This window comes from Clostridium sp. DL1XJH146 (assembly GCF_054819755.1).
Genome location: NZ_JBTVVN010000004.1, coordinates 114,716 through 129,224, shown reverse-complemented (window position 1 = coordinate 129,224; position 14,509 = coordinate 114,716). Strand labels below are relative to the sequence as shown.

The following is a 14,509-nucleotide window of genomic DNA, read 5'->3' as shown; positions in this document are numbered from 1 at the left end:
ACTGTGAGCTTGGAATATACCTATGAGGAATTGAAACCTATCATTTCTCAACAATTTGTGAGTACCTTTATGCTTGGAATATACCTATGAGGAATTGAAACGCTTTTAAATGGACATTTAAAGCTATTCCAACAGCGCTTGGAATATACCTATGAGGAATTGAAACTCGTATTTAATCCTTCTGTTGTAGTTCTTGCAAAACGCTTGGAATATACCTATGAGGAATTGAAACAAAATACGTGCTTGCATTCACTGTCTTGCGCCTTGTGCTTGGAATATACCTATGAGGAATTGAAACACATCTATATCTATTTTTTTAGGCATTTAAATCCCTGCTTGGAATATACCTATGAGGAATTGAAACTTTATGTATCCTCACATCATGAGGATGTGTATTTTGCTTGGAATATACCTATGAGGAATTGAAACAGGATTAAACTGTTAGGCGCGTGAAACGTGGCAACAGCTTGGAATATACCTATGAGGAATTGAAACCTATAAAAATGTTGAAATAGAATTTTTAGGTTGGAATGCTTGGAATATACCTATGAGGAATTGAAACACAACATGGCTTGATGAATTCAAGAGAGTTTAATTCGCTTGGAATATACCTATGAGGAATTGAAACAAAACATTTCATTAGCGAATAGTGTTAAATCTAAAGCTTGGAATATACCTATGAGGAATTGAAACTTGTAAAAAACAAGGAAATCGCAAAAGAAACTCTCAGCTTGGAATATACCTATGAGGAATTGAAACCCTTAAAAGCCACCAATTAAAAATAAAGGAGTCTTAGCTTGGAATATACCTATGAGGAATTGAAACATAAATCAATAGCACCTTCAAAAGTTGCTTGAAAGCTTGGAATATACCTATGAGGAATTGAAACGTGATTTACTTTATTTTAGTGATGATATTGTTACTGGCTTGGAATATACCTATGAGGAATTGAAACTTTAGATTTAAGCCGTAAAGTTAATTTTACTACTGAGCTTGGAATATACCTATGAGGAATTGAAACATAGTAAAGAAAGAGAAATAACTCAAAATAAATTAGGCTTGGAATATACCTATGAGGAATTGAAACTTTTGTTTGAGCGGAAAACGTCGTAAGCGTAGCAGAGCTTGGAATATACCTATGAGGAATTGAAACATATTAGAACTACTTGTACTACCACCTCCACCAAGAGCTTGGAATATACCTATGAGGAATTGAAACTATCTATCTAGCAATACAATTACACTACACATCTTAGCTTGGAATATACCTATGAGGAATTGAAACTTTTTTAAATGGAAACGGGCTTTTTATGGGTTAACCCGCTTGGAATATACCTATGAGGAATTGAAACTGATTATATATTAATTTATTTTAGTTGTCAACAACGCTTGGAATATACCTATGAGGAATTGAAACCTATATTATAAAGTCGCTTAAATAAGCTATAAACTACGCTTGGAATATACCTATGAGGAATTGAAACGCAGCAGTATAAAAATAAAAAATCTGGATTAATTAATGCTTGGAATATACCTATGAGGAATTGAAACTTGTATAATAAATTTGATTAACCTATATTTAATTTTGCTTGGAATATACCTATGAGGAATTGAAACATATAAGCTGTGTAGTTTTTTCCACGTCCCTCTGCGCTTGGAATATACCTATGAGGAATTGAAACGCATATTAAATTGATTAAGTCAAGAAGTAAATTTGGCTTGGAATATACCTATGAGGAATTGAAACTATCTACATAACCACTTATTAAATATAGTTTTTTCGCTTGGAATATACCTATGAGGAATTGAAACATGCCAATGAATAGAAGATAGGGGACTTTGTCCCTTGCTTGGAATATACCTATGAGGAATTGAAACCCATTACCTTTACGGTTTTGCGTCAATAAAGTCATTGCTTGGAATATACCTATGAGGAATTGAAACTAATATAATTCATAAATTTTATACCTTGCATTGGCGCTTGGAATATACCTATGAGGAATTGAAACGGATTAAAATTAAAACTAAACAATAAATCTTTACCCGCTTGGAATATACCTATGAGGAATTGAAACCATTATAAGTTTACACTATTGTGTTATACTAGAAGCTTGGAATATACCTATGAGGAATTGAAACTTTAAAAAATATATATCACTCGCAACTAGTAAAGCGCTTGGAATATACCTATGAGGAATTGAAACTAATGTAATGCATCAGTAAAGCTTGCAAAACTGCCGGCTTGGAATATACCTATGAGGAATTGAAACTTGATACTATATTATGTGGATTGCTCTGTAATGGATGCTTGGAATATACCTATGAGGAATTGAAACCTTTATGTAACATATGTTACCAATCTTTAGTGGGACGCTTGGAATATACCTATGAGGAATTGAAACATCGTGTGCTAATGAATAATAGTTAGCATACTAACGCTTGGAATATACCTATGAGGAATTGAAACATTCCTGAACAACATAAAGACGGAGCATGGCATATGCGCTTGGAATATACCTATGAGGAATTGAAACATGCGTATAGCACCGATGGCGTTCTTGGAATATTGCTTGGAATATACCTATGAGGAATTGAAACACAATAGCAACATCTTTTTCATAAGCTTTCTTTTTAGCTTGGAATATACCTATGAGGAATTGAAACAAAATTAATCTTTTAATGTATAAAAGGAGGTTTTTGCTTGGAATATACCTATGAGGAATTGAAACACTACAATAGTAGAGGATTAAAAAAAGCTGAAAAAATGCTTGGAATATACCTATGAGGAATTGAAACTTGATATAATAACGGATAAAGTTGTTAAGTTTAGGCTTGGAATATACCTATGAGGAATTGAAACTACCTCTGAAACCCTTTGATACCAACGGTTGCAGAGGCTTGGAATATACCTATGAGGAATTGAAACCTATCTAATTATTATTATACTACTATTATATTCGTTGGCTTGGAATATACCTATGAGGAATTGAAACAATTTACCTTTCATACCATTTATAATAACAGTTTTAGCTTGGAATATACCTATGAGGAATTGAAACATTTTTTCTATATCTTCAGTTTCTAATATATCATTCCGCTTGGAATATACCTATGAGGAATTGAAACTTAAAAAAGAGCTACATTGCAGTAGCTCGTAATTGCTTGGAATATACCTATGAGGAATTGAAACTGGCAAAGGCACTTTAGATCATTTCCATTATAACGAGCTTGGAATATACCTATGAGGAATTGAAACTCACCTCTATTCTATATCATCTAGTTATCGATACTAGCTTGGAATATACCTATGAGGAATTGAAACATTGTAAGATAGTTAAAAAATAATTGCAGGAGTGAAGCTTGGAATATACCTATGAGGAATTGAAACACAACTCTTTAAATAGCCTATATAACTCTTTAAATAGGCTTGGAATATACCTATGAGGAATTGAAACTATATTAGAGTTGCTTTTATTTCTTCGTTAGTTTCAGCTTGGAATATACCTATGAGGAATTGAAACTTGAAAGAATAAAAGTTAAAAAAGCTAAAAAAAGAGCTTGGAATATACCTATGAGGAATTGAAACTAAAATCCGTTTTGGTCATCATCTGCAATCAATCTTTGCTTGGAATATACCTATGAGGAATTGAAACTTATTAAAATTGATTGACTAGGGAATAAAAATTGATGCTTGGAATATACCTATGAGGAATTGAAACTCACCTCTAAAATTAACTCGCGGAATCTGCCCTCGCTTGGAATATACCTATGAGGAATTGAAACTAATTATAGCCTGCAAAACTTTTATAATTCATATTGCTTGGAATATACCTATGAGGAATTGAAACAATTAAAAAGGTGGTCTTTAAAATGAAAATTAAACAGCTTGGAATATACCTATGAGGAATTGAAACTAATATAATAATAAGATACAAAATAAATTAAAAAGGCTTGGAATATACCTATGAGGAATTGAAACATGAAAAATGACAGAAACGGTGAATATGATTTATTGGCTTGGAATATACCTATGAGGAATTGAAACTACTTTGTACCTTCTCTTTGTCTCCTCTAATCCATAGCTTGGAATATACCTATGAGGAATTGAAACTATAAAAATGGATTAACTAGTTTTTAAGACTCTTATGCTTGGAATATACCTATGAGGAATTGAAACTATCTATTGTATAGTTTATAGCAATAACAAATCAAAAGCTTGGAATATACCTATGAGGAATTGAAACTTGGAGGAAGTAGAAAGTTATGAAGTAGACGCAAATGCTTGGAATATACCTATGAGGAATTGAAACGCATATTTCCATTATGAAGGTACAGAACCACTCGGCGAGCTTGGAATATACCTATGAGGAATTGAAACTACATAGATTTGTTATAAACAGAATATAGGGTAGGTGCTTGGAATATACCTATGAGGAATTGAAACATGCCACGAATGGGGAGAAATTAAGATTGGCACTTGCTTGGAATATACCTATGAGGAATTGAAACAAATGTAAGGCTCATACATCGCTTTTAAACGCTTTTAAGCTTGGAATATACCTATGAGGAATTGAAACTAACAAACCAAACGGATACGCCTACCATTGCAACTACGCTTGGAATATACCTATGAGGAATTGAAACTTAAAAAGTCCAGAAATAACAGGATGTAGAGACTTAGCTTGGAATATACCTATGAGGAATTGAAACTTAGTAATCTCAACAACTTCAAAGTTGACACATTCAGCTTGGAATATACCTATGAGGAATTGAAACGATAAAAAGAAGAGCTTTTAAGGCTCTTCTACTTCGGCTTGGAATATACCTATGAGGAATTGAAACAAAATGAAAAGGCTGAAATAGTGGACAATATGGACAGCTTGGAATATACCTATGAGGAATTGAAACGTTTTTGCGTTAACGTCGCAAGTGCTTGGAACGTGCTTGGAATATACCTATGAGGAATTGAAACATCAAATTCAATCAAATTTAATCAATTTTAAAATTGCTTGGAATATACCTATGAGGAATTGAAACTTATCTATACATTTTTCTAATATTTTATATTTATTGCGCTTGGAATATACCTATGAGGAATTGAAACAATTTAGTCTGCATAAAGTATATTTTCTGATTTGTTGAGCTTGGAATATACCTATGAGGAATTGAAACATGCTTTATATTCTTGCATCATCAAACTTAGTTCATTGCTTGGAATATACCTATGAGGAATTGAAACTCAATAATAGATGTAGTTCTAGAAATAAGTTCTTCTGCTTGGAATATACCTATGAGGAATTGAAACTATATAAAAAAGGTGCAATAGATCCACGCAAGGTAAGCTTGGAATATACCTATGAGGAATTGAAACATATCTTCTAGTGGTACACCACTCGCTTGCTGTAGTGCTTGGAATATACCTATGAGGAATTGAAACATAGATAAATATAAAGATAAAATAAAAGAAGTTAAACGCTTGGAATATACCTATGAGGAATTGAAACGCAGATTTAAAAAAGAAGTATAACAAAGTTGTTAGTGCTTGGAATATACCTATGAGGAATTGAAACAATAAAAAAAGAGCTACATTGTAGCAGCTCGTAATGCTTGGAATATACCTATGAGGAATTGAAACAATAAATAAAAAATAGGAGTTGTTATTATGACACATGCTTGGAATATACCTATGAGGAATTGAAACACAGACCAAACAATAACTATGCCAGCTAGTGAAAAGCTTGGAATATACCTATGAGGAATTGAAACACTACATCATCTAGTTATCAATACTACATATTACTAGCTTGGAATATACCTATGAGGAATTGAAACATAAAAAATTAGTAATCAAAATCAAATAATAAGTATGCTTGGAATATACCTATGAGGAATTGAAACATTTATAAAAACTTTGAAAAACTTTAATAAAATCTAGCTTGGAATATACCTATGAGGAATTGAAACGAAGTATAGCCAAAGACAAAGTAGTAATCTTCGAAGCTTGGAATATACCTATGAGGAATTGAAACACGCATACCTAGTAAGGTACATACTTTTGCCATAAGCTTGGAATATACCTATGAGGAATTGAAACTCATAGCTGATATTTTTAGCAAAATATTGTCTTTTAGCTTGGAATATACCTATGAGGAATTGAAACATAAAATACTATTGACAACTTTTTAAAAAGGTATAGCTTGGAATATACCTATGAGGAATTGAAACATATATTATTGCCTTTACCATTACCTTTAAAATTGCTTGGAATATACCTATGAGGAATTGAAACCTGACGGTATTCTCATTGTTAACCAGAGTAACAACCCGCTTGGAATATACCTATGAGGAATTGAAACAAAATAAAAATAAATTAAACGGAGGTAATGCATTTGGGCTTGGAATATACCTATGAGGAATTGAAACATAGCACCGCGCCACGCTCTAAAAGGATCTATACTCAGCTTGGAATATACCTATGAGGAATTGAAACTTAACCAGTGCCACTGAACTTCTTACTTGGATTTTGGCTTGGAATATACCTATGAGGAATTGAAACAAAATCAATTCAAACAAATTCAATTTTCAATTTTTGCTTGGAATATACCTATGAGGAATTGAAACTTCCTCCCCCCAAGTGTATATTCGATAAACAATATAGGCTTGGAATATACCTATGAGGAATTGAAACTCTCTTAAATTCTCTTCTAATATAGTATTACAATCGCGCTTGGAATATACCTATGAGGAATTGAAACTAATTCTTTTGGTTTCTATATAATCATGTCCTTGTGTGCTTGGAATATACCTATGAGGAATTGAAACTTCTATCTATATAGTCAACTCTTGATTTCATTTTAGGCTTGGAATATACCTATGAGGAATTGAAACTTTAGATTTTTTAAAATATGGATAAATTGACTATACAGGCTTGGAATATACCTATGAGGAATTGAAACTAATTTAAAGTAAAGCTTGCTTCACCTTCAAAATTTGCTTGGAATATACCTATGAGGAATTGAAACCTAGTAACAGTGGTAACAACAGAGCCTAAACTTGAGCTTGGAATATACCTATGAGGAATTGAAACTTTCTACCTAATTCATTCAATAGGCTAGAGTCATTTGCTTGGAATATACCTATGAGGAATTGAAACCTATTATTCCCATAAATATAAGTATATGGTAAAGAAGCTTGGAATATACCTATGAGGAATTGAAACGTCACTTTCACTTTATTAACTTTTGCGTAACGAAGTGCTTGGAATATACCTATGAGGAATTGAAACTTATCCATCTAACACCTCCATATTCCCTTCTCACACCGCTTGGAATATACCTATGAGGAATTGAAACTTTTATATCTATTGTGTAATTGTAGCAGTAATAAATGCTTGGAATATACCTATGAGGAATTGAAACGAGTTAGACGGCAAGACACAACTCGATAAACTACAAGCTTGGAATATACCTATGAGGAATTGAAACATAGCGCCACTATGGGAACGCTTTCCCAAGTATTGAGCTTGGAATATACCTATGAGGAATTGAAACTTTGTTAGGTAATAATAGTTATTGATATAATGGTAAAGCTTGGAATATACCTATGAGGAATTGAAACTTAAAACCACCTTCATTAATTTATTTTATATCTTATGCTTGGAATATACCTATGAGGAATTGAAACCTATCCAACCGAAGTTGTTTAAAATTGTTTCGCAGTGCTTGGAATATACCTATGAGGAATTGAAACGAGAATCTGTGTATGATATTAAGTATGATGAAGCAGGCTTGGAATATACCTATGAGGAATTGATAGCAAGCTCAGTAACAAATTCCTTCGCTAAGGGGTCAGACCCCACCCGATTTCAGTCTAAAATTAGTATTGATAGGACACTCAACATGAGATATGTTCAAACCCATTTCAACCTTCCTTTTGACATTTCGCCACTGTATATTTACAATAAATAATAACTTACATAATAAACTAATATTGGATATGAAGAGTTCCTTCAAATTATTGAAGATAAAACTCAACCAGATTATGAACGTATGCAGATTTGGGCTAAAAGTCAAGGTTTTAAAGAGTTTGATATAGATGAGATAAATAGAAAGTTAAAATCAAGCTAGTAAAATAGAATGTGTTGATTTATTAATAAGTAAAGTGAATTTTCATTGGTAAAAGCAGTATAAACTAGTATAATTAAACTATAAATCAAAACGGAGGAAAACTATGGAACAAATAATTAATGAAATAAAATATGTTATTTATAAAAGAGGTGGAAATGAATAGAAAGAAGAAAATATCAATTGTTTTAATTATTATTATTTCTGTATTATTACCACTAGGTGGATGCGGATATGAAGAGAGCGTAGAGAATATAACTGTTGATTTTAATGGAAGTAAAACAGTGGAGATGAAGGTGAATGCACCCCGTATTAGTCAAGGAAAACTTGGGGTAGTAAAATATGATTCAGTGAAAGGAGTGTTGATTTATACTCCAAATGAAAATGTATATGGAAAAGATACATTTTCTTATAGTAAGGGAGGAGGTTGTTCGAGGGGAGTAAAAGGTACTATTAATGTAAATATAAAGGAGCCGCAAGCTATAGAAGTTGTAGATGATAGTCTTATATGTGTAGAAGATAATCTAGTAGAAATAGGTAGCATTTTGGACAATGATACAACAGAAGTTATAGGACCTTTAGAATTTGCAGGGTTTTCTGATTTTGAAAATGGAAAAGTGGAGAAACAGGATGATAGCTATTTTTTTATTCCGGATGAGAATTTCTACGGTGAGGCAGGCTTTACTTATAAAGTTGAGGATGCTCTAGGTCGAATGGCTTTTGGTTATGCTTATGTAAAAGTAACTTCAGCTCCTGATGCACCAATTGCAGTTGATGATGTAGTTCAAGGCTACAATGATAAAACTATTGTTATTGACGTTCTGAAAAATGATAGTGATATTGACGGAGATGATATTGATTTAATACAAATTTCTCACTATGGTAGTAATGACAGTTTAGGTTCAATGGAAATTAAAAATGATAAGCTGTATTATACTCCTTTTGAAGGTAAAATTGGTATAGATAAATATAAGTATACTATCAAAGATAATAGTTCTGATGGACTTCAAGCTACTGGATTCGTATCTGTCGGATTAATAGCTAGAGGAAGTAATATTGATAAAACTATAAGTACAAATGAAGATGAGGGAACTAGTTTTTCTGTACAGGGTGATAATATTAGGATTAATAAGTATTCTACAAATGGTGATATAAGTATTGATGGTAATAAAATTATTTATACACCTAAAAAAGATTTCCATGGAGATGACTTTTTTACTTTATTCTTTAAAAATGATAATAATGGAACAGGCTATATGGAGGTTAAAGTAAAGGTTAATTCAATTAATGATGCTCCAACAGCTATAGATGATGAGTATACATTAGTAGATGCAGATACAGAGACGGAGTACAAATTAGATGTTTTGAGTAATGATTTGGATATTGACGGAGATATACTTACGATTATAAGTGTAGATGAAGGTGGAAATGGTGAGATCAGTATTAAAGATAATAAATTAGTGTACAAGCCAACCACAAAAAGCGGAACAGATACGTTTAGTTACAAAATAAGTGATGGTAAGGGAGGGAGTTCTATTGCTACAGTTAATCTGTCAATAATACCACCTAAACCTAAAGCAGTTGATGATAGATATGAGATAAATCAAAATGCAAATACACTTACCTGTGATGTATTGGTTAATGATTCTTATTCACAGTTAAAGAGTATAAATATTTTAGATGTTAAAGTTGGAACTGTTGCTGTAAAAGATAATAAAGTACTTTATTATTCACCAAAAGATTTTAGTGGTCAAGATGAAATCACTTATACAATAAGTGATGATTTTGGCAGAACATCTTCTGAGGCTACAGTTTTCATAACAATAATACCTCCAAATAATGCTCCAACAGCGAAAGATGATGCTTTTACAGTAGATGAAGATAGTGAGAATAACGTCTTGGATGTGCTAGCAAATGATACAGATATTGATGGAGATACTTTGTCAATTCACAGTGTATTTTTAAGTGGAGATGGAACAGTGGAAAAAGAGACTGATCCGGTTACAGGAGCTGAAACTGGTAAATTAATATATAACCCAGGGGAGAATTTTAATGGGCAACAGTCTATAATTTACCAAGTGAGTGATGGAAAGACAAGCAGTATGGCTAGAGCAATTGTAACAGTTAAGCCAGTAAATGATGCTCCGATAGCTATGAATGATGCTTTCACAGTAGAAGAAGATAGTGAGCATAACGTCTTCGATGTGCTAGTAAATGATACAGATATTGATGGCGATACTTTATCAATTGATAGTGCTTTCACAAGTGCTGATGGAACAGTAGAAAAAGAGACTGATTCTGTTACAGGAGCGGAAACTGGTAAATTAATATATAATCCAGCAGAAAATTTCCATGGCGAAGAAATTATAACTTATACAATAAGTGATGGTAATGGTGGAACTTCTACAGGTAATATTACTGTAACTGTTAATTCTGTAAATGACGCTCCAATAGCGGTAGATGATGCTTTCACAGTAGAAGAAGATAGTGTTGACAATGTCTTTGCTGTATTAATTAATGATACAGATGTTGATGGCGATACTCTTGCAATTGATAGTGTCACCACAAGTGAAGATGGAACAGTAGAAAAAGAGATTGATTCTGTTACAGGAGTTGAAACTGGTAAATTAATATATAAACCAGCAGCAAATTATATAGATATTGAGATTATTACTTATACAATAAGTGATGGTAATGGTGGAACTTCTACGGCTAATGTTACTATAACAATTAATTCTGTAAATGATGATCCGATAGCTATGAATGATGCTTTCACAGTAGAAGAAGATAGTGAGAATAACGTCTTGGCTGTGCTAGTAAATGATACAGATATTGATGGCGATACTTTATCAATTGATAGTGCTTCCACAAGTGCTGATGGAACAGTAGAAAAAGAGATTGATTCTGTTACAGGAGCTGAAACTGGTAAATTAATATATAAACCAGCAGCAAATTTCCATGGCGAAGAGACTATCACTTATACAATAAGTGATGGTAATGGTGGAACTTCTACAGTTAATATTACTGTAACTGTTAATTCTGTAAATGACGCTCCAATAGCGGTAGATGATGCTTTCACAGTAGAAGAAGATAGTGTTGACAATGTCTTTGCTGTATTAATTAATGATACAGATGTTGATGGCGATACTCTTGCAATTGATAGTGTCACCACAAGTGAAGATGGAACAGTAGAAAAAGAGATTGATTCTGTTACAGGAGCGGAAACTGGTAAATTAATATATAATCCAGCAGAAAATTTCCATGGCGAAGAAATTATAACTTATACAATAAGTGATGGTAATGGTGGAACTTCTACAGGTAATATTACTGTAACTGTTAATTCTGTAAATGACGCTCCAATAGCGGTAGATGATGCTTTCACAGTAGAAGAAGATAGTGAGAATAATGTCTTCGATGTGCTAGCAAATGATATCGATGTTGATGGCGATACTTTGTCAATTGTTAGTGTTTCCTTAATTGGTGATGGAACAGTAGAAAAAGAGATTGATCCTGTTACAGGAGTTGAAACTGGTAAATTAATATATAGTCCACTAGAATATTTAGAGGAAGAAGAAACTATCACTTATACAATAAGTGATGGCAATGGGGGAACTTCTACAGCCATTGTTACTGTAATAGCTATTTATATAGAGGATCCTCGATAGTAGTAAAAGTTGAATAAATCATAGAAATAAAAAATAACTTGCAATGTAGCATAGGAGGTAAGAATGGAAAATGTAAATTGGGGAATGATAGGTTGTGGAAGTGTTACAGAGGTAAAGAGTGGGCCAGGTCTTTACAAGTCAAATAATTCAAATCTTGTTGCAGTATATAATAGGAGTCATAATAAAGCTGTAGACTATGCAAAAAGACATGGAGTTCAAAAGGTATATAGAACTGCAGAGGAACTTCTTGCGGATGAAACAATTGATATAGTCTACATAGCAACTCCACCAAATACGCATAAAGAATATGCCATAGATTGCCTTAAGGCTGGTAAGATACCCTATATTGAAAAACCAGTAGCTAACTCCTATGAAGAATGTTTAGAAATCAAAAAATTATCAGATGAACTTAACATTCCTGTATACGTAGCTTTTTATAGAAGAGGTTTAGACAAGTTTCTTAAGATTAAAGAACTTCTTGATAATAAGGAAATTGGCAATGTTAGATTTGTATATGTAACTCAAAATAGACCCGTTGAAGAGGATGAACTAGATAGAGATAAGCTTCCATGGAGAGTTGTTCCTAACATATCAGGGGGAGGAAAATTCTTAGACATGGCAGTCCATGTACTTGATTGTTTAACTTTATATTTTGGAGAAATGGAATCAATAAATGGAATTGTTGAGAACAAGGGCGGTTATTATGATGCAGAGGATACTGTTATGGCAACCTTTAAGTTCAAGAATGGAGTTGTAGGTGCAGGGACTTGGTGTTATGTTTCTGATGAACAAATGAATAAGGTCGAAATAGTAGGTGATAAAGGAAGACTTGTGTATGATGGTCTTTCGGTAAAAAGGTTCTCTTTAATCAAAGAAGGACAAGAACAAGTATTTGAATTTGATAATCCAGAGCACGTATCAATGCCATATCAACAAGCTATAATAAATGAACTTATAGGAAAAGAAAAAAGTTATGCTGATTTTGAAGAAGCTATTAATGTTGTGAAAATGACAGATATGCTTTTGGCTGATTATAGGAATAGAAATTAATCAAAAGCACCCTTCAGAAAATCTGAAAGGTGCTTTTAACTTTAATTCGACGCTATGAGAGAATTACCTAATTGTGTATTAAATTACGCCATATATTCTTCAACAAGCATATCTCTTTCGTCAAACATAACTTTTTGCGAGAATAAAATAGCACCTAAACTGTTAAAATAACTGGTTACAAAAATAGCTATCATAATAGCAATTTGGTACAAAATCGCGTTCATTGGTACACTACCACCTAAAATTTGACCAGTCATCATACCAGGAAGCGAAACTAGACCAATTGTAGCCATGGTGGAAATAGTTGGTCGTATAGTAGCAACAACTGCCTTTTTCAGATGAGGTTTAGTTGCTTGAAATAAAGTTGCTCCTAAGGCAAGATCGTAATATACAGTTTCTTTATTTTCTTTGATTCCTTTATAATATGTCATTAATCCCATTATATCGCTTTTCAATACGTTACCAAGCATCATTCCACCTATGGTAATTATATATTTTGCATCTAGTATGTTGTCAATCCTCACTACAAAGGCATTGAAAAATAATAGCATGAGGACATTGGGAATAATTATGGAGATAAATATTGGCCCAAATAAATAACGTAGCTTTAATTTTGTGGAATTTGTAATGGATGTCGTTGCTACAGCCATCATAATGAGCATATAAAAGCAATTTAAAATAGGGTTGTTTAAATCAAAAATATACTGTAAGTATAGTCCTACAACGCTTAATTGAATGACCATTCTAACAAGGGAAATTAAAATATCTTTATTTAATTTTATTTCAAGTAATCTATTTACAAATAGAATAGGTATAATAAATAGCGATAGGAGAAAAATACTATAGTAACTTATACTGTCCATATTAAAAGACCACCTTTCTGAAATTGCCGGTTTCTAACCATTCCTTATCATGGCTGATACAGACTACGGTTTTTTCTGTGTTTGAAAAATATTTCACAACTTTTTCTTTTAACTCTGTATCTAAAGCAGAAGTGACTTCATCTAGCAAAAAAATTGGTCTGTCTAGTAAAATTGCTATTATAATTCCAAGACGTTGCCTTTCTCCACCAGAGAGTTCTTCTGTTTTTTTATCGAATAAATCTATAGAGAAATCAAATTTTTCAGCTAAAGTCTCGTTAATATTGCCTTCATAGTTATTTCCAGAAAAATTGCTAATTTCTTTAAGTACGGATCTAACGTTCCCTTGTCTTAATGTAACATCTTGATTAACGTAAGCAAACATTTTTCTTGTTTCTCTAGAAGTAGAGGAGTTTACTTTTTTATTTGCAATGAAGAGTTCTCCACTATCAAACTTGGTAAACTCTAAGAGTATTTTAAATAATGTAGATTTCCCAGCACCAGATTTTCCTTGTATAAGTACTTTTTCACCCTCATTTATTTCTAAACTAAAATCTTTTAAAATATTTTTTTCCCCGTATTGTAAATTTAAATTTGAAAATTTAATTAATTCCATTGCGAGACCCCCTCCATATTCAGGATACATAATTATTTATATAATGAGTTTTCTGTTGGTAGTACTATTGAAAATATGGACAACCTAAACAGTAGATATTATAAACAAATTATATCATATTATTCAATAAGCAGGCTCTTTTATAATATTGTTTTAGTTAATTGTGAAAGTTTAAATTATAATGTAAAATATTAA

General features: G+C 32.3%; 5 protein-coding genes and 1 CRISPR repeat array (1 of these 6 only partly in view). Of the genes, 3 read left to right on the top strand and 2 right to left on the bottom strand.

The window, feature by feature from the left end; genetic code table 11:
• Positions 1-7,815: a CRISPR direct-repeat array (repeat unit 30 nt; unit sequence GCTTGGAATATACCTATGAGGAATTGAAAC); it reaches 716 nt to the left of the window's first position.
• Positions 7,816-7,988: 173 nt separating this feature from the next.
• From ACVHXK_RS03695 to ACVHXK_RS03685, 3 genes are all read left to right on the top strand, one after another.
• Positions 7,989-8,126: an IS1096 element passenger TnpR family protein gene (locus tag ACVHXK_RS03695; protein ID WP_461205025.1), complete on the top strand. Its 138-nt coding sequence runs from the start codon at positions 7,989-7,991 to the stop codon at positions 8,124-8,126.
• A gap of 155 nt (positions 8,127-8,281) precedes the next feature.
• Positions 8,282-11,788: an Ig-like domain-containing protein gene (locus tag ACVHXK_RS03690; protein ID WP_461205011.1), complete on the top strand. Its 3,507-nt coding sequence runs from the start codon at positions 8,282-8,284 to the stop codon at positions 11,786-11,788.
• Positions 11,789-11,851: 63 nt separating this feature from the next.
• Entirely contained in the window at positions 11,852-12,838 is a 987-nt protein-coding gene (locus tag ACVHXK_RS03685) for a Gfo/Idh/MocA family protein (RefSeq protein ID WP_461205010.1), read from the top strand.
• An 83-nt stretch (positions 12,839-12,921) separates the two neighbouring features.
• Here the strand turns inward: ACVHXK_RS03685 and ACVHXK_RS03680 are convergent, their stop codons facing one another.
• Entirely contained in the window at positions 12,922-13,701 is a 780-nt protein-coding gene (locus tag ACVHXK_RS03680) for an ABC transporter permease (protein ID WP_461205009.1), read from the bottom strand.
• Position 13,702: 1 nt separating this feature from the next.
• On the bottom strand, positions 13,703-14,314 hold the full coding sequence (locus ACVHXK_RS03675) for an ABC transporter ATP-binding protein (protein WP_461205008.1): 612 nt from the start codon (positions 14,312-14,314) through the stop codon (positions 13,703-13,705).
• Positions 14,315-14,509 lie beyond the last annotated feature (195 nt).

Coding starts and splice junctions, on each gene's coding strand:
- ACVHXK_RS03675 (WP_461205008.1), bottom strand. CDS start 14,314: ATGGAATTAATTAAATTTTCAAATTTAAATTTACAATACGGGGAAAAA.
- ACVHXK_RS03685 (WP_461205010.1), top strand. CDS start 11,852: ATGGAAAATGTAAATTGGGGAATGATAGGTTGTGGAAGTGTTACAGAG.
- ACVHXK_RS03690 (WP_461205011.1), top strand. CDS start 8,282: ATGAATAGAAAGAAGAAAATATCAATTGTTTTAATTATTATTATTTCT.
- ACVHXK_RS03680 (WP_461205009.1), bottom strand. CDS start 13,701: ATGGACAGTATAAGTTACTATAGTATTTTTCTCCTATCGCTATTTATT.